Source organism: Vibrio sp. Y10_XG_PY6 (assembly GCF_024181795.1).
In the GTDB taxonomy this organism is placed as follows: domain Bacteria; phylum Pseudomonadota; class Gammaproteobacteria; order Enterobacterales; family Vibrionaceae; genus Vibrio; species Vibrio diabolicus.
The window spans coordinates 1,422,920-1,440,952 of sequence record NZ_JAMZAQ010000002.1 but is presented as its reverse complement, the minus strand read 5'-3'; the positions used below and the strand labels follow the sequence as shown (position 1 = coordinate 1,440,952).

Here is an 18,033-nt window from a genome sequence, read left to right as displayed (position 1 = left end):
AACAGCAGACCAATGGAAAGGAGTTACCGCGTTCAAGTTAGCGAGGAACAACCCTTGCTTCATTGCCAGACATGTTGATTTGAACGGCTTGTCCTGGCTGAAAAATCATGTTTGGGTTTGCTTCTTGAACGACAGAGATTATTTTTCCATCCTCTAAGCGAATAGTCAGATTCACACCATTTCGTTTCGCGGTTGCTTCAGCGGCTTTACTGCCGGCATAACCACCCAGCAGACCACCACCAATAGCTGCGATATCCGAGCCAGAGCCGCCCCCGACTTTTGAGCCTAATATACCACCCACGGCGGCACCAGCGATTGTACCTATGGCGTTGGATTGGGTAGAGGCATCAATGGTTACGGGTTCAACTTTCTCTATCTTTCCGTAGTAAACCTGCTGAACTTTGCGCGTGTCTGAAGAGCCGTATGCATCTCCGTACGGGTTAGGTGAGGTACAGCCGCTAAGCATAACAATACAAGACATGATGAGCAGCATACCTAGCTTGACGTATTTTTTCATATAGCCTCCGAATGATTTCTCTCCATCCAAAGAGTATATACCCCAATTTAATATATGCTTTAGTGTTATATAAAACAGGTGCTTAGCGGCTGTTCTATCAAGGCAACGTGAACTTCTAAGTGGTTTAATGGCCTTTAAGCGTATGAAACCCAGAGTAAATACGTGTGAATGTGGTAAACCAACATGCTGCACCAAAGATATAAGCAATGACGGCAAAGTGTTGCGGTAACAAACAAAACAGAACCAAACAACCAATGGTTTCAGTACCTTCGGTTAAACCGCTCATGTAGTAGAGAGATTTGTGTTTATACACTGGATTATCGATGCCTTGTTTGCCTGCCATGATGGCAAAAGCCAAAAAGCTACTCCCAGTGCCGACGAAGGAAAAAATCAAAAATGCCCCTGCAATGGCATTTTGTTCTGGGTTTGCCAACACAAAACCAAAAGGAATCAAGGAATAGAACAGAAAATCCAAGCTGATATCGAGAAAACCACCCGCATCGGTAATGCCTTGAATCCTCGCCAGTGCGCCGTCTAATCCATCACATATTCTGTTCAGCAAAATAAAAAGCAACGCCAGCAAGTACTGTTCGGTGATCAAAGCCGGTAGGGCAAAGCAGCCAAGCACAAAACCAAATACTGTCGTTTGATTTGCGGTGATGCTACATTTGTTGAGGTATGTCGCACTGAGTGCCAGCGGTTTGCGGATGAGCTTTATACTCAGGCTATCAAGCATGATTTGTCTCCCACGGCCAGTTTAGGCAGCGGCTGCCATTGGGGATATCGTCTTCATCGTGCGTTACCATCAAAGTAGGGATGTTCGCTTGCTGCAATTGCTCGACCACCCAACTACGGAATTGCACGCGCAGATCTTTATCCAACTTGCTGTAGGGCTCATCGAGTAGCGCAACTTTCGGCTTTGCCAACAGCATACGAGTCAAAGCAATACGGGCACGTTGTCCTCCGGAGATTTGATCTGGGAAGGATTCGGCAAGTTTGGTCAATGCAATGTTCTTCAGTGCTTGCATGGCGTGTGCTTTACGCTCCTCACCTTTGATTGAGTTTGGCAGCGCGAATGCAAGATTCTCCCACACCGTTAAGTGAGGGAAGAGCAAATCGTCTTGGAACAGAATACCGACCTGACGTTTATGGGCAGGGAGGGTATCCAAATTTTCGTTATCAAGCGTAATGGATCCAGAGTAGCTGAACTCGGCGGAGAGATGTCCAGCAATGGCATCCAACAAAGTGGATTTACCACAACCGCTTGGTCCCATCAGAGTAACAATTTCACCTTTCTCTACGGTCATGTTGAACGCTGAAAAAAGCGTATCGCCATTGGTTTTACGGATGGCGAGGTTTTCGAGAAAAAGACTCATTCAGTAGTAAACCTTTTATAGACAAGCGGCGATACTTCACGTGTAAGCGGCTTAGTAGTATCGCAAAAGAGAAGAACAAGAATGGCAGCAGAGCTTGCCAAATGGCGTAAATCGCGGTGACACGTCGGTCAAAACCACTGGATAGCGCAACGGCTTCGGTTGTGATAGTGCTAATGCGCCCAGCCCCTAGCACCAGTGTCGGCAGGTATTGCGCTAGACTTACGCTAATACCGACCGCCCATGCGAATGCAATTGCAGGTAGGAGGATTGGCAGTTTCACTTTTAACCAAGCTTGCATCGGTGATTTACCCAAGCTGAGTGCGACGCGAGTTAAGCCGTTGTCGAAGCTGCGCCACGGGCCGTCTAGCGAGAGGTAAATAAATGGGAATGCGAAGAACACATGCGCCCAGCATACCCAAAAGAAATACGCGTTACTGTTAAAATACAGTGTCACTACTTGCATACCGAATAGCACCGATAGCTGAGGAATCAGCATTGGGATGGCGATGATGTAACCGGGCACCTGCCAGCGATAACGAAGGCGATACTCGTGTGCGATCAAGGCAAGGACTAGAGCGACGGTCGCGCTGATAACGGCAATCAGCATGCTCTGCTCCAGCGTGCCAAGAATGCTGTGCCATTCGTATTCCCAAAAACGCAGACTATAGCGGCTCGGTAGTAAATCTGGAAAGCGCCAGCGTTGAGCAAAGCTCCACACCACCATGAGTGGAATCATTAGAAGTGCGAGTAGCGCAATCAGTGAAAACAGGGTCTTACCGGGTAAACGAAACCCGTTTCGACCAGAGTACTGCCAGCGTTTGAAGCCTTTGGTAATACACCATTCCATCAAGCGTGCAAATCCAATCAAAAGGCTAGCGATCGCAAACAACACTACCGCGCCTGCGGCAGCTCTTGGTAGTAGCGATAAATCTGGGTCGTTAAACCACTGCCACACTAAAACCGCAAATGTTGGTGGGTTGGTAGGGCCAATAATCAATGCAACATCAACAACCGACAAGCTGTAAGCCAATACCGCCAGCATTGGAAAGCGCAGTTTTGCTATCCACTGTGGGAACACGCATTTCCACCACGCTTGCGCCGAACTGTAGCCCATTGAGTGACTGACTTTTTCAATCTTATCGACTTTCAATTGCTGAAGAATTGGAATACTCATCAACAATAAAAACGGCACTTCTTTAATCGCAAGCATGATGACCAAACCGAGTGCATGCGGGTCTTTAATCAGCAATGCTAAGTCATTCACCGTTTGTGCATTGGGATCGTAACCAAACAGTTGGTTGAGAACACGGACGCCCATACCAGTTGGTGCAAACAAGAACGCAAAGCCAATTGCAAACGCGACATGCGGCATAGCGAGAAGTGGGGAAAGGCTAACTTCAATTTTTCGCCAAAACTTGCTGCCCCACGATGCTTGCAAAATCGCAAATGTGATCAAGCAAGCCAAGTAGCTACTGAAAATGGCAGAGTAGAAAGTCAGCCCGATGGATGTCCAAACACCCTCCCAATCAAAAACAGCGTTAAAGCCATCCAAAGAAAAGTGGTGCAAGCCGATAGGAGGTACATAACCGAGCGCAGAAACCGCCACTCCGAGTAGTCCCGGAATGGTAGGTAAAATACAAACAGCGATAATGACTAAATATAGCGCTCTTAACATGGGCTCTTATTAATTCCCGTAGCGTTTCAACCATTCTTTTTCTAAGGCAGATTGCCAACTCGGATGCGGCTCAGCGATAGATTTGAATTGTTGAGTATGTTTAGCCGAACCTGTTAGGTATTGGCTGCTTAGCACTGAAGGATCGCCCCAGATGTTAAGGTTACCTTTGCGAGATTGTGCTTCAGGGCTCAATAAAAAGTTTATCGCAACTTGTGCACCGGCACCGGCATTTGCGTTCCAAGGAATCGCTAAGAAGTGAATGTTTGAGAGTGCACCTGCGTCCATCGCATACGCTTTGGTGCTTTCTGCAAGATTACCACTCGATTGCGCAGAAAAAACCGCGTTTGGGTTAAAGGTAATCGCAAGATCAATCTGACCATCATCCAGTAATTGAAGCGTTTCAGCCGTCCCTCCTGGGAATTGCTTACCGCCACGCCAAGCAACTTTATGGAACTCATCTAGGTAAGCCCATAGCGGTTGAGTGATTTGCTCAAATGTTTCACCAGTGACTGGTTTTTGTAAAGCGGGATCGTTGTTGGTCAACTCAATCAACAGTGCTTTAATAAAGCTTGTGCCATGAAACTCTGGTGGGCGAGGGTAAGTTAGGCGATTTGGAAACGCTTTTGCGTAACTCAGCATTTCAGCAAATGATCGAGGAGGGTTATGCAGGGTTTGCTCGTCATGGATAAACACTAATTGCCCCACCCCCCAAGGTGCTTCCAGACCTTCAGTCGGCTCTGAAAAATCCACATCAATTGGCAATGATTTATCGACGTATTGCCAGCTTGGCAAACCTTCAACAAAAGGACCAAACAGCAATTGGTTATCCTTCATTGATTTGAAGTTTTCGCCATTGATCCAAACCATATCAACACTGCCACCGCTGTTTTTACCAGCGGCTTTTTCTGCGATAAGTCGAGTGGTGGTCTCAGAAATATCGGTGACTTTAACGTGGTTTAGCGTCACGTTATAACGCGATTTTAGCTCTCTACTCGCCCACTGGATGTAGCGATTAATTTCCTGGCTTCCGCCCCAAGCATGAAAGTAGACGGATTGTCCGTCGGCTTGTTGTTCGATTTTTTGCCATTCACTAGCAACCGATGAGTTGGCAAAAGAAGATGTCGCGAAAGTGGTGGCTAAAATGCCAACGGTACTGAGTAGCTTTTTCATATCTATTCCGTGTTATGTCTTTTTATTCTCGTTTCCGACGTTATTGACGTCTAAACAAGTCGCTCCGCTTTGTTACAAGGATAGTAATCCATCTCTCTCTATTATCAATGCCAATCCCAAACGGAATCACTCATTGATTCAAAGAATTATTCTCAATGTGAAGCAAAACGAAGAAAGGACAATTCTGGTGTCGTTTTAGGTATACAAGAGTGGACCGCTTGTTTGACGATATTCTTTCAAGTAATTGAAAATTATTGTCCTCAAGCAACTTCGATATGTTGATTTGGAAGACTGAACCCGCGTCGTAGACGTGGCGTTGAGGGCGTAAAGAGGGAAAGAGTTTGTCGTTTTAAACGATTTTGCTAACCGAAACGTGCGAAACAGACATCCTGCCTGCTTTGATATGGATTAGGAGGCATAAAAAAAGCAGCCATTTTATGGCTGCTCTTAGAATATGAAATGGGACTTAGTTTACCCAATCACGCAACTGAAACGTTAGTTCGTGATCGTCATTTTTAAGCATTAGCCCTTCTTTGGTTAGCGTTATATCACTCCATTCAGTAAGAGTTTCAGACATCGCTTGCTCAATTTTCATTTGGTCATCCATACACATCTTCATGGTCATTCCCATTTTTTCGATGCGTAGTTGATTGTTTTTTAGTTCAGCTTGACCAAAGAAGTTGTTACACCCCGCGTTACCATTTGCAGTCAGATTTTCTCCGATTTCTAAGCGAGGCGCTTGCTGACGTTCTTTTAATTCGATGTTTTTACCATCAATCTGAACCAGCTCCCAATTATGGTGCTGTAAATCTTGAGCCGTAATTTCTTTCACATTGTCACCGTTGCTAGCACATGCAGTCATAAGAACAGGAAGAGAGATTGCTGTAACTAACGTTTTTAGGCTAAGCTTCATTTTATAGACTCCGTTTTTAGAAAACGTGGTAAGTATAGGTAATAAAACACTGTTTTTGTCAGCATAAGGTAATAGTTTCGTATTACTGTGACAGAGTCCAGTTTATATACTCAAACGGCTTCAAGGTGCAAGATGTATAGCACTGTTGGGAGCGTATATTGAAGTCGTTATAATATCATTACAGCACAGCGAGCAAAAAACGGTTAGAGCATGGAGCAACTAGAGTTTTTTACCGTCCCAAACCCTTGCGTTGGTATTTGTAGTGTGGACGAAAAAGGGTATTGCAAAGGATGTATGCGTAAAAGAGAAGAGCGATTTAACTGGCTCACTTATACGCCTGCTCAACAGTTGCATGTAATTAAGCTATGCCGTCAGCGCTATAGAAGAAAGGTATTGGCAGGGAAGGGAAAGGCAGAAGAGTCTCAAGAAGAATTATCACCACAGCAAAATCTCTTTTAAATTTCGAATTATCCCGGCTCGGCAATAATCAATGATGAGCCGGGACTGTATTAGCTCTTACTATGCGGTGCGTGTAAGGCAAACTCGTTAAATTAGCGCTACTTCATTGACCAACGGTCACTGACCCATCCCCCAGCATGTTCGTCAAAGTGGCTTCCTGAAAATCGATGATTGAATTCAACATCTAATTTACTTGTGGGTCGTTCATCCATCAGCTGATGAATGTATCTCGCCATAGGATCCGTGCAAGCTTCGCGCTCTCTACGGGTAACCACTTCTTTGATCATTTGAAGTCTGTAGCTATTGCTGGCTCGTTTCATTTTTGACCTCCTGAACTCGATGGCAGCAGTTTGAACATATTGACGTCCAGATCGCTGCTCATTGGTGAACGCTTGGCGGCGAATCACCTTCGTTTTAGGTCAAAAAGACAAATTGTTTGAGAGCAGTGTTTGTAACGCCATTCACATCTTTCCTAGAATCATCCACTAAGCTACGAAACTTCATAGCGAAAAGTCAGTTGATGAATCTGTATTTTCGAAAGACCTTATCAAACATAGAAGCCCAGCACATGGGCGTCAACAACACAAATGAATAAATTTTGAACACTTTATTAAGGGCGATAATTTTCAGCACTTTAACGAAAATAAAAAAACCGAAGCGTCACGCTTCGGTTTTTAGGGAGGCTCTGACGGAACAACTTCTAAAAGCGCTTCACGTCAGAGTGTAAGGTGTTTTTAGCTATTAGTTGCCGGGCAACCTTTCACAGCTTGACCGTTACTGAAGTACTTGATGTTTTCTAAGTTCTTGTTGTAGCTATCCGCAGAGATCTGTGGGTTATTTACGAAGAACTCACGTAAAACGTATGCATCGGTTAGCTGGGTAGATTGAACATCGATGATTGGATAGTTATCGCCACCAGCAGCACTGAAGCTGATTACAGAGAATGTGTACGTTGCGTCTAGATCGAAGCCTTTATTGTTAATGTCGGTAATGGTTACTGAGCCAGCATCACAATCTACATCTAAAGTGATGTTATCTAGTTGAGCGTAAGCACCAGAGCCTGCAGATTTCGTTGCTACGACATCAAGGTACTCTTTTACTTCTTGACCAGTCATTGTCGCTTTAGTCACGAAGTTACCGAATGGCTGAACGGTTAGTACATCACGGTAAGTGATATCACCATCTTGGATTGAATCACGCACACCACCAGAGTTCATCACACCAAAGTCAGCACCTACCGTTTTGTAAGTACGGTATGCCTCGCCGAGTAGGTGACCTAGGTTAGTTTGTTGAGAGCGAACTACGTTACGATCACCTTCTAATTTACCCGTCGTATTAGAAATCTTCTCATCTAATAACTCTTGACCTTGTTGTTGGTATGGCAGTAGTAACGCTTTTACCGTTGCATCTTGTTGAATTCGTTCACCGATAACTTCATCATTTTCGTCTAGAAGGTTTACAGGAATCAGTGCGTAGTTCGCTAAGTGAAGCTTGCCGTCATAATATTCGAAGTCCGCACGACCCACATATTTACCCCACTCATGCGCTTGCATAATCCAAGTGCCTTTTTGTTGGTCTGGGGCACAATCATCCCCAGGTTTGAAATCAGCATACTCATTGGTACCTGGTTCCATACATACAGGGTTTTGTGAGTGACCACCGATGATAGCGTTTAGCTGTCCTTCTTCAAGAGAGCGAGCGAGTTTAACGTCACCTGGTGCTTCACTACCATTATTACCATCTTGGTAGTGACCCATGTGCGTCGTTGCAAATACTAGGTCTACTTTTTCGTTTTCTTCGATTTCCTTAAGTACTTTTTTGATTTCAACTTGAGGGTCTTCGAAGTGGATGTTTGATACGTTGTCTGGATTAACTAGCTTCGCTGTGTCCTGGGTGGTTAGACCAATAACAGCGATCTTAAGGCCGTTGATAGTAAATACTTTGTAAGGGTCGAAGTAACGCTCATTGGTATCTTTCTTATAGATATTCGCAGCCAGCATAGGGAAGTCAGCTAGCTCAGCTTGCATATCGAGAATATCTAGTGAGTTATCAAACTCGTGGTTACCGACAGCCATTGCATCGTAACCAAGTAGGTTCATCCCTACGAAGTCTGGAACCGCATCTTGCATGTCTGATTCTGGTACGCCGGTATTAATATCACCGCCAGATAGCAGAATGGTTTCACCGCCTTTTGCTTCGACTTCTGCGCGAATAGATTCGATTAAAGTGTGACGCGCAGCCATGCCATATTCGCCGTCGCTGTTATGCCAAAAGCGACCGTGGTTATCGTTAGTGTGGAGAACGGTGAACTTAGTACAAGAATCTGCTGTCTCGCAGGTTACTGGAGAATTATCGCTGTCTGAGCCGCATCCTGCTAGCGCAGCGCCCACTGCCATTACCAAAAGAGATTTGGAAAACTTCATAAGGGATCCTTTCTTTGTGATTTTGTTATTGTTACGGCGTGAAATATACGGAATTAATGTGAAACTTTAGTGATCTATCTCTTATTTATACTTCTATCGGAGACATGAATTAATAAGCCTGCAAACTACGTCTCCAATTAAACAGAAATAGTTTTTAGTATATTGAAATTAGAGGGAGGGGGTTATTTTGTGAAGTGGCCAATTGAATGAATGTGGTTTGTGTGAATCAATGCGCATTTTTGCGAAGTATAGCGCTGATTTTGGTGATTATTTTGCCAAGTTCATGTTTTTCTTAGCAGCCATGACACAAATCGTTATAAATTTTCGCTCTGATGATGAGGGAAATGTTTTGTATATAAAATGATCACTGTAAAACCCAAACTCGTTTGATCTTGGCTTACTCTGTTTAATACAACCAGAAAGGGTATTTCTCTCTTTACTATAATTGCGACCGTTTAGAAATCTTATGCCTTAGATATCGTTTATTTATTCTTATTCGATACCTTACCGTGTTTATCCCGCTTTCGATACCCGGATGTTAAAACAAATAGATTCAATCTAATGAGCGAAAGTGAAACGTAAATAACGTGGCGTTTTCTCGAATATTACGATGTGCACTATCATTGAATTAATGAAAATGAAATGGAGTAATGTAAAGCGTTGCATCTGTGGCTGCTCGCTTTGAGCTTCGATTCAAAGAGTAAGGTTGAAAGAATTTGTAAGTGGCGAATTTTAAGAAAGGATAGTAATGAGATACACAGTAAGGAACGCAGTCAGAGAGGAAGCAACTCAAATCGCCAAGATACATGTTGATTCGTGGCAGGTAGCATACAAAGGGTTAATGCCACAGAGCTACATCGATCAGTTTACGATTGAGCGCCGAGAAAGGATGTGGACGCGAGTCATGACTGAGCAACTGGCCCAATTGATCGTGGTTGAGAGACAAGGGGAAATCGTCGGCTTTTTAAGTTACGAACTACCTAACCACACCTGTGAAGATAAAACGGCGTGGGTAACATGTTGCTATGTCTCTCCTTTGCATTATGGGCAAGGGGCAGGGAGTGCATTGTTAGATGAACTAGAAACGCGTCTACTCTCTACGCCCGTTATGCAGATAAGCTTGAAAGCACTGGATACCAATAAACAGGGGCTTAACTTTTACAAGAAGTGTGGTTTTGTGCGTACTGGAGAGGAAGAGGCGGAAATCATTGACCGTATGACGCTGACGGATCTCACTTTAGTGAAGTACATTGCCCGTTCGTAAATCAATTGTTATATGCCACATATAGTAAAACCCCGGAGGTGGTAAGACTCCGGGGTTTTGAAATTTTTTAGATGTCTCGGTTGGTAAGTCCGATTATCTTGAATGCAAAAGGTTTGGATTTAATCCGATTAATTCCTTGGTAGGGAATTAGATACGGATGAAGTCCATGTGTTCAACTTTTGGCTTGAACGCGTGACGTTGAACGTCTTGTGGCTTAACTTTAACTTCTTTGCCATCGATAACTAGAACTAGGCCTTCGTAGAATTCAGGCTTGTCCATTTGGTTTACGATGTCGTCGTGGTTAAGAACGATAGCTACTGCTGCTTCTTCACCGCCGTATACAACTGCAGGGAATTTGCCAGCGTGACGTAGGCGGCGGCTCGCACCTTTACCTAGTTCAGTACGTACTACTGCTTCGAATTTCATAGTATTTACTCTCAAATTAGTAAAAATCAAATGTTCACAATCAACAATGCGACCTTGTTGTTCGTGGTAAAGCTTGAAACAGGAACTGTTCAAGCGAGCGCGGATACTATCATTCCACTTATAAATGGGCAACCCAAATCGTACCCAAATCAACAAAAAGGTATGATTTATCTGGGTGTAAGGCTATCCCTTTTAACGCTTTGCTTGGATTTTGTTCACATCGGCTTCATTTTCATCGGTTTACTAATCATGGTCCGAAGAACAAAGTTTATGCGTTATATGCTTTATGTTCGGCTGAGGTGTAAGACTAAAGATGCTTTTAAGCCACCTAAAGCGCTCGCTTCCAGTGTTAATTGACCTCGGTAACTGTGTGCCATTTCACTTACTATATTTAGACCAAGACCTGACCCAGGGGTTGCTTCATCCAATCTAACGCCTCTCTTGATTACTTGACTCAGTTTCTCTTTAGGGATGCCTGGCCCATCATCTTCAATGATGATGTGTATATTGTCTTTATCCTGAGAGGAGTGCACACGAATCATGTTGTTGGCCCACTTATAGGCATTTTCAAGCAAGTTACCCAGCATTTCGTCGAGATCGGTCTGCTCTACCGCTACATTCAGCTCTGAATCAAGTTCATTAATTAAGGAGATATCTCGGCTCGCATACACTTTATCAAACGCCATTGAGATAGCATCCACACGCTCTGCTGGGTTCGATTTCACTGATAAAATATTCATAGACCCCGCCATGCGGGCACGGCCCAGATGGTAATCGATATGATCTTGTATTTGATTGATCGGAGTACGCAGACGGGATTGCGTATCAGGTTCTAACGTCTGTACTTCATTTTTTAGGACAGAAAGTGGGGTTTTTAGCGCATGTGAGAGATTGCCTGCATGATTCCTAGCTCGTTCTAACAACTCCTGATAATGGAAAAGCAGAGCGTTGAGGTCGAAGATAAGAGGAGAAATCTCTTTCGGATAGGTTTCTTCTAGACTCTTTTTGTTACCAGACTTCAGCTCGGCCAACTCTTTTTGTAACTTCGTAAGCGGACTCAATGACCATGCAATTTGCAGCAAAATGACGGCAAGAACCCCTGCGAATAATAAGCCTAAAATAAGCCAGAGTTGCCCGATTAGCGTTTGCAGGGTGCTTTTGATAGGCTCTTCGTCAATACCAATAATGATATGGATAGGCCCATCGTAATCTGGTAAGTACAGAGCTTTTTCGATGGTAATCAGCCTTTCGCCTCTCGCGCCGTAAGCATCGTTATCCAGACCTTTGTATTCGATTTTTTTGTCCCACAAAGAACGAGAACGCTCGAGACTCGTCTCAGTGGAGGCACTCCAATATAAACCACTGTAAGGTCGGTTAAATCGAGGATCTGAGAGCAGAGCAGCGAGTGAGAGGTGCCCAGTCTCATCGACTTCTAACTGAGCGGCGATTTCATCCATAAAAATGCTAAGCTGTGAGCGAGTGTCGTCAACCATATAGTTGTACACTTGGGTCGGTATCGTCACACCAGCTGCGAGGATCATTGCCGTCAACCAAACGATCGCCGCTAAAACGAGGCGACTTTTGATACTCAGTCGTTTTATTGCGTTCAACGGTAGCCTGTTCTTATTCGGCATTTAATTGGTATCCCAACCCTCGGACAGTTTTTATGATCTTTGGCGCGATTTTTTTGCGAATTCGGCCGATAAAAACTTCGATTGTGTTGGAGTCACGATCAAAGTCTTGTTTGTAAATGTGCTCGACGAGTTCGGTGCGAGAAATTACTTTTTCTGGGTTATGCATAAAGTAAGCGACCACTTTATACTCCAGTGCCGTTAAGCTTACTGCTTGCCCTTGCCACATTACTTTAGAAGTGCGCGTATCCAAGCTCAAGTCGCCAATTTGCATCACAGGAGAGGCGTTACCTGATGCTCTTCGCAGTTGCGCGCGAATACGAGCGATAAGCTCAACCATTTCAAACGGCTTAGTTAGGTAATCGTCTGCCCCTGCGTTTAGACCTTCAACTCGCTGCGTTAGGGTATCGCGAGCACTCAGGATAACGACAGGGGTATTGATGTTTTCATCTCGAATGCCTTTTAGCACGGTAAGGCCATCCAATTTCGGCAGTCCTAGATCAAGAACAATAGCGTCCCATTCTTCCGATGTCGCGCGATACAGAGCGTCTATGCCATCTTGAGATAATTCTGGTACCCAGCCGGTACTTTCTAATGTTTCGATGATTTGCTCGCCTAAACGAGGGTCATCTTCAACGACAAGTATTTTCATATTGGTGATTCTTATTATGTTTGGAATGTTATCGAAGTAAGTTACGCATTGCGTCGGGATTACGCATTAGACCAGTTTAGTTGTTTTGTGGCTTTAACGCTTTGTTAAAGCTGCGACCTTTGATCTCAAGCATTTCCAGCGTGGCGGCGTCATACTCAACTTTCAGGACGCTATTGTTGTACAGGATTTTCAATTCATACACCCAAGCATCATCATCTTCTTCAAGCTCGACCTTGATGATACGGCCGTATAGGTCGTTTTCTACTGCGGCGTAAAGGTCCGAAAATGGTCGTATATATCCTTGTTGAACCGCGCGATAGACCTCATCTTGATCTTCATCGAATTCAATACGTGTTCCAGGCTTTTCGACATCTTGCACGATGGCGTGACCATTTTGTGATGCATAGTAGTCGTCATGCTTGGCGAAACTTGGTGCACACATCAATGTCGCGATAAGGCCGAAAAGTAACGCAGAATGTTGAGAAGTCGTTGCTTTATACATAGTCAAACCTTTTCTAGAACGTTAGCCGCAGTATATCGGATATAGATGAACAGAGAGTGAATCATCGAGTTCAGTTTTACTAAATGTTGCGGACGTTATTTCAACTCGTCTTCAAAAATTTTGTCTCGCAATTTCCAAAAGCGACCGGATTTCCTTGCAATAACAAACTGAGGTAAACGGAAACGATGTTGATTGGCAACAACACGTGTCGGTGAAGCCTCTTCAAAAGGGCGATGCTTGTCTGCCAAGTGAGGGCGCACAAATTGGTCTTTAAACGTTTGTTTTTGTTTTTTGGTACTCAATGACCAAAACTCATGAACTAACGCATTGCCTTCGCCTTGGTATGGTTCACCAGAATACGTCACCTTGAGTTGAGATTTACCGTCACTGGACTTAAATACTGACAGGTCCATTTCTGTGCATTCAAATATCAATGCATCTTTTAGATTAAGGGCTTCTTTTAATTTTTTATCTGGATCAACAAGCGTTGCGTCACACTCATGACAAATGCGCGCAGCGATATCGTTGTCGGCACCACATTCACCACAGTATTTGGCACGAAAACGGTATCCACAGTGTTCACGTTCGCCTGTGTCTTCATCTTCAAAGTAACCCTGGCAACGTCTGCCAAAGTGTTCAACCAAGAAACCGTTACTATCCAACTTACCCCAGAAGTTGTTATTGAATCCGCAAGCCGGGCAGGGAATCGTGATAATTTCACTGTCAGAGTCTGGTTTGGGATCACCGACTTCAGGTTGGTATAAATCGTAGCTGTTGCCTGCGTAATCAAGCACTAAACATTCTGATTTTCCGTCTGATAAGCGTAATCCTCGCCCTACAATCTGCTGGTATAGACTGACTGACTCTGTTGGTCGCAAAATCGCGATTAAATCGACATGCGGCGCATCAAACCCGGTAGTCAGTACCGAAACATTGACCAAATATTTTATTTGACGATTCTTGAACGCTTGGATGATCGCGTCACGTTCCGGCGTAGGTGTATCACCAATGACGATTTCAGTTTCGTCTTCTGGCAGTAAACTGTGGATCTCTTGTGCGTGTCGGACAGTCGCGGCGAAGATCATGACACCTTGACGTTCTCTCGCATATTGCATGATTTGCTCAACAATTTGCGGAGTGGCGCGCTTGGCTTTATCGATCACCATGTCCATTTCTGCTTCTTTGTAGCGTCCGGTGTTTGCGGGTTTCAGTTGCGAGAAGTCGTAAGACAAAACGGGCGCGTCCATCATGCGGGCCGGAGTGAGGAAGTTTTCGTCGAGCAAGTAACGGATCGGCAGTTCGAAAATACAATCGCGGAAGAATCGCGGCTCTTCGGTGCGTACTTGACCTCGGGTATGGTACTGATAAATCCAGCCCATTCCTAAACGATAGGGCGTTGCAGTTAGTCCCAGAACCTTAATGCCTGGGTTCAGTTCTCGTAAGTGAGTAATAACTTTTTGGTAGCTGCTGTTTTTGTCATCCGGCACACGATGGCACTCATCAATAACGAGCAGAGAAAACTGGTTTTTGAACGAATCTAAGTTACGCACCACCGATTGAACCGAAGCAAACACGACTTGCTGGTCAGTTTCTTTTCGCCCCAATCCTGCTGAGAAGATGGAACCTTTTAAACCATAACCTTCATACTTCGCGTGGTTTTGCTCGACCAGCTCTTTAACGTGAGCGAGGACTAACACTCTCCCTTTCGCAAGGCGAGCAAGTTCTGCGATCACCAAGCTTTTTCCGGCACCGGTTGGCAGCACGATCACTGCTGGTGTCGAGTGTTTACGAAAGTAATGAATGACTGCTTTAACCGAGTCGGCTTGATAAGGACGAAGTGTGTACATGAAAATATGTGAAATTGCTCAACTATTCGAACGAGGAACGCTATAATACCTGACTTTTATACCCAAGTGACCTTTAAACCAAGATTTGGAGATCACTTGGGTATAATTCAATGAGGTATTCATGCGTTTAGATAAATATTTGTGTGACGCTCTGGGTGCAACACGCAAACAGGCAACAAAGATCATCAAAAGTGGAGACATCACCGTTGACGGTGAGGTTCAAAAAAGTGGTGCATTTAAAGTACCTGAAGGTGCGGAAGTGATGTGGGAAGACCGTGTTATTGGTGCTCCTGGTCCTCGTTACATTATGTTGTACAAGCCTGCTGACTTTGTTTGTTCACATGAAGATGGCTACAACCAAACTGCATTCGCATTGCTCGATGAGCCTAAAATTGAAAACCTTCACTTTGCGGGCCGATTAGACGTAGACACAACCGGTTTGGTGTTGATTACGGATGATGGTAAGTGGTCTCACCGCATTACCTCACCGAAGCATAAGTGTGAGAAAACGTACCGTGTTTGGCTTGTCGATGCGATTCAGCCTGATTACGCGGAAAAGCTCGAACAAGGCATCATTTTGCGCAATGAATCAGAAGCAACATTGCCTGCTCGTTTGGAGATCGTGAACGAGGCAGAGAATGAAGTATTGTTAACTATTGTGGAAGGTAAGTATCACCAAGTGAAACGCATGTTTGCGGCGTTAGGAAATAAAGTTGAGTACTTACATCGTGAGCGTATTGGTTCGATTGAACTCGATGAGGCACTAGAACCTGGTGATTATCGCTACCTCACGCAGGAAGAAATTGATTCTATTTGGAATTAATTATCGGCATGGGAAATTCTTTAGTTCCCAATTGGAACTAGTTTTTTGGTAGGAATTGGCTCAAAATTAATTTTCCTACCAAAATTAGTGCCTAGACAATTCCGGTGTGCTTACTCATCTCAGTGATATGCCTTTGCATTTAGCTGAGCCATGCATACTCTTATTGCAAAGCCTTCGGCAGTGGTGAGTAAATGGTGGAATCAATTCCATCATTTTTACTGCATTGTGTTTATTTCCCATAAACACACTTCGCTTTCACACGCTTTTCTATGTCGAGTTCGTCAAGGTCACACCTTGGTACATATTTGCCCTTATGATTCTCGAACGTTGATAGAACAGGCCTTTGGCTTCTAGATTCAGCGATATGAGAACCGTCCGTTACGTTCACTTCGCTCTGAAAGTATTGACGAAAGGGCTCCAACAAGAGGTAAAAGAATGACAGAAAAAGCTCAAAGCGCTCCGCAATCCCAAATCAGTTTTCTATTGTTTCTTGTATTAGGAGCGATTGGTGCTTTGACGCCTTTGGCGATCGACATGTATCTGCCTGCAATGCCAACCATCGCGAAAGATTTGGGTGTTGCGCCCGGCGCGGTTCAGATTACGTTGACGGCTTATACGGCGGGTTTTGCGATCGGCCAGTTAATTCACGGGCCGCTTGCCGATAGCTTTGGTCGCAGACCTGTGTTGATTTTAGGCGTACTTTTCTTCGGCTTGGCTGCTGTTGTGAGTGCGACAACAAATGGCATTGATGCGCTGACCTATGTACGTACGGCACAAGGTTTTGCTGGCGCGGCAGCGGCGGTCATTATCCAAGCTGTCGTGCGTGACATGTTTGACCGTGAAGACTTTGCTCGTGCAATGTCTTTCGTCACCTTAGTGATCACCATGGCACCCTTGGTCGCGCCTATGATCGGTGGTCACTTAGCTATCTGGTTTGGTTGGCGTTCAATCTTTTGGGTGTTAGCCATTTTCGCTGTGGTGGTAATTCTACTGGTACTTTGGAAAATCCCAGAGACGTTGAAACCAGAAAATCGTCAGCCGCTTCGTTTTCGCACTACGATGAGAAACTACGCCAGATTATGCTCCAACCCTGAAGCGATAGGTTTGATGCTTTCTGGAGCGTTTTCATTTTCCGGAATGTTTGCATTCCTGACTGCGGGCTCGTTTGTTTATATTGATTTATATGGTGTTCGACCAGACCACTTTGGTTATTTATTTGGTTTGAACATTGTTGCGATGATCATCATGACCAGTATTAATGGTCGCTTGGTGAAAAAAGTTGGCTCTCATGCCATGCTTCGTTTTGGGTTGTTCGTGCAACTTTTGGCGGGGATTGGTTTATTCGTAAGTTGGTTAATGGACTTCGGATTATGGGGCATCGTACCTTTTGTTGTGCTGTTTATCGGTACATTGTCGACGATAGGTAGTAACGCGATGGCGCTGCTTTTAAGTGGCTACCCATCAATGGCAGGTACAGCATCGTCTCTGGCGGGGACGTTAAGATTCGGTATCGGTTCATTGGTTGGTGCGCTGGTGGCATCACTACCCGGTAATGTTGCTTGGCCGATGATCATTGTGATGTTTGCTTGTTCTGTGCTTTCAGCACTGTTTTATTGGACTTTAGGAAGAAAGGCGTAATGTCGAATTACACCAAAGAAATTCAAAACTTAGTTAACTCAGCACTTGAAGAGTTAGATCAAGAGCATCGCTCAGGTAAGTTAGCCAATGCCCCTGTTGCGAATAACCATTATTTAGTGCGCTGGGTTACCAAAGCACTTAAATCTCAGCGTTTCGGTCGAGCCGTAGGCGATGACTTAACACGTTGGCAAAAAGCGGGTCGTTCAAAGGGTAATGACGCTGGTTTGTTGTTTATCTTCAAGCGTATTTCCGCTTTTTACGCTCAGTTTTTTCCTGAAGGTGAAGAGTCCAAAGTGATAAAAGACTCCGATATTGAATCATTTCTTGATTTGATGGAGCAAGCTGGCTGGGAAGTATCAACGTCTGAGCAACTTGTTGGTTGTGGCAAAATCCAAATCTTCACGGAAGGTCAAAACTCTTTGGCGCTATGTGCAGATCAATGCGAAAGCTGCTTCGACGGCGAGCTGCTCGTCAAACCAATGAGCTGGTTTGTACGTGGCAACCATGCTGAGTTTGTTGAGAAAGCAGCGCAAGCGGGCTTTATGGTGCATAAAGTGACGGACTACAAATCGATGGTGAAATACCACGGCGAGTACCTTATCTTTCCTGCAAACGAAGGTAACCAATTGGCTGAGATTCCGTTGAGCTTCCAAGCTTAATCAACTTCTCACAGCAGTAGAATTGAAATACGAAAGCATCAGGCGTTTGAAACGTCTG

At 44.5% G+C, this 18,033-nt stretch carries 18 protein-coding genes; 5 read left to right on the top strand and 13 right to left on the bottom strand.

All coding sequences use genetic code 11. The features are described from left to right. Positions 1-37: 37 nt before the first annotated feature. From NL644_RS14955 to NL644_RS14930, 6 genes are all read right to left on the bottom strand, one after another. Positions 38-517, bottom strand: coding sequence for a glycine zipper 2TM domain-containing protein (locus tag NL644_RS14955; RefSeq protein ID WP_114322470.1), 480 nt, complete (start codon positions 515-517; stop codon positions 38-40). 124 nt (positions 518-641) lie between these two features. After that, entirely contained in the window at positions 642-1,253 is a 612-nt protein-coding gene (locus NL644_RS14950) for a CDP-alcohol phosphatidyltransferase family protein (RefSeq protein ID WP_114322469.1), read from the bottom strand. Further along, positions 1,246-1,893: an ATP-binding cassette domain-containing protein gene (locus tag NL644_RS14945; RefSeq protein WP_114322468.1), complete on the bottom strand. Its 648-nt coding sequence runs from the start codon at positions 1,891-1,893 to the stop codon at positions 1,246-1,248. Before NL644_RS14945 ends, NL644_RS14950 begins: the two co-directional genes overlap by 8 nt. Next, positions 1,859-3,568: an ABC transporter permease gene (locus NL644_RS14940; protein ID WP_114322467.1), complete on the bottom strand. Its 1,710-nt coding sequence runs from the start codon at positions 3,566-3,568 to the stop codon at positions 1,859-1,861. The genes NL644_RS14945 and NL644_RS14940 overlap by 35 nt, the downstream gene beginning before the upstream one ends. A 9-nt stretch (positions 3,569-3,577) precedes the next feature. Beyond that, positions 3,578-4,738 carry an ABC transporter substrate-binding protein gene (locus NL644_RS14935; RefSeq protein WP_114322466.1) on the bottom strand — a complete coding sequence of 387 codons (1,161 nt, stop codon included), beginning with the start codon at positions 4,736-4,738 and terminating at the stop codon, positions 3,578-3,580. A 466-nt stretch (positions 4,739-5,204) separates the two neighbouring features. Then, entirely contained in the window at positions 5,205-5,651 is a 447-nt protein-coding gene (locus NL644_RS14930) for an META domain-containing protein (protein WP_005393252.1), read from the bottom strand. Between the two features lie 210 nt (positions 5,652-5,861). Here NL644_RS14930 and NL644_RS14925 point away from each other — a divergent pair, with 210 nt between their 5' ends. Further along, a complete protein-coding gene (locus NL644_RS14925; protein ID WP_048626242.1) occupies positions 5,862-6,110 on the top strand; it encodes a DUF1289 domain-containing protein in 249 nt (82 codons plus the stop codon). A gap of 98 nt (positions 6,111-6,208) precedes the next feature. Here NL644_RS14925 and NL644_RS14920 read toward each other — a convergent pair whose 3' ends face one another. Continuing rightward, positions 6,209-6,430, bottom strand: a complete 222-nt coding sequence (locus NL644_RS14920; protein ID WP_005393249.1) for a hypothetical protein — start codon at positions 6,428-6,430, stop codon at positions 6,209-6,211. A 414-nt stretch (positions 6,431-6,844) separates the two neighbouring features. Further along, entirely contained in the window at positions 6,845-8,533 is a 1,689-nt protein-coding gene (gene ushA / locus NL644_RS14915; RefSeq protein WP_253658584.1) for a bifunctional UDP-sugar hydrolase/5'-nucleotidase UshA, read from the bottom strand. A 748-nt stretch (positions 8,534-9,281) separates the two neighbouring features. Here ushA and NL644_RS14910 point away from each other — a divergent pair. Then, positions 9,282-9,797, top strand: a complete 516-nt coding sequence (locus NL644_RS14910) for a GNAT family N-acetyltransferase (RefSeq protein WP_031780335.1) — start codon at positions 9,282-9,284, stop codon at positions 9,795-9,797. Between the two features lie 147 nt (positions 9,798-9,944). On the opposite strand, the gene rplY is transcribed toward NL644_RS14910, so the two are convergent. From rplY to NL644_RS14885, 5 genes are all read right to left on the bottom strand, one after another. Then, complete coding sequence (rplY, locus tag NL644_RS14905) at positions 9,945-10,223, bottom strand: 50S ribosomal protein L25 (RefSeq protein ID WP_005393245.1); 279 nt, start codon at positions 10,221-10,223, stop codon at positions 9,945-9,947. A gap of 284 nt (positions 10,224-10,507) precedes the next feature. After that, a complete protein-coding gene (locus NL644_RS14900) occupies positions 10,508-11,857 on the bottom strand; it encodes an ATP-binding protein (RefSeq protein ID WP_031780334.1) in 1,350 nt (449 codons plus the stop codon). Next, a complete protein-coding gene (locus tag NL644_RS14895; protein ID WP_005378073.1) occupies positions 11,847-12,506 on the bottom strand; it encodes a response regulator transcription factor in 660 nt (219 codons plus the stop codon). The genes NL644_RS14900 and NL644_RS14895 overlap by 11 nt, the downstream gene beginning before the upstream one ends. A gap of 76 nt (positions 12,507-12,582) precedes the next feature. Beyond that, entirely contained in the window at positions 12,583-13,008 is a 426-nt protein-coding gene (locus tag NL644_RS14890) for a PepSY domain-containing protein (protein WP_114322464.1), read from the bottom strand. Between the two features lie 95 nt (positions 13,009-13,103). Next, entirely contained in the window at positions 13,104-14,855 is a 1,752-nt protein-coding gene (locus tag NL644_RS14885) for a DEAD/DEAH box helicase (RefSeq protein ID WP_253658583.1), read from the bottom strand. Positions 14,856-14,976: 121 nt separating this feature from the next. Here NL644_RS14885 and rsuA point away from each other — a divergent pair, with 121 nt between their 5' ends. The 3 genes from rsuA to NL644_RS14870 all read left to right on the top strand — a co-directional run bounded on the left by rsuA (position 14,977) and on the right by NL644_RS14870 (position 17,975). Then, a complete protein-coding gene (rsuA, locus tag NL644_RS14880) occupies positions 14,977-15,678 on the top strand; it encodes a 16S rRNA pseudouridine(516) synthase RsuA (protein WP_033905117.1) in 702 nt (233 codons plus the stop codon). Between the two features lie 435 nt (positions 15,679-16,113). Further along, positions 16,114-17,316, top strand: coding sequence for a Bcr/CflA family multidrug efflux MFS transporter (locus tag NL644_RS14875; RefSeq protein ID WP_005393240.1), 1,203 nt, complete (start codon positions 16,114-16,116; stop codon positions 17,314-17,316). Further along, complete coding sequence (locus NL644_RS14870) at positions 17,316-17,975, top strand: DUF2913 family protein (RefSeq protein ID WP_046874809.1); 660 nt, start codon at positions 17,316-17,318, stop codon at positions 17,973-17,975. The genes NL644_RS14875 and NL644_RS14870 overlap by 1 nt, the downstream gene beginning before the upstream one ends. The last annotated feature ends 58 nt before the right edge of the window (positions 17,976-18,033 follow it).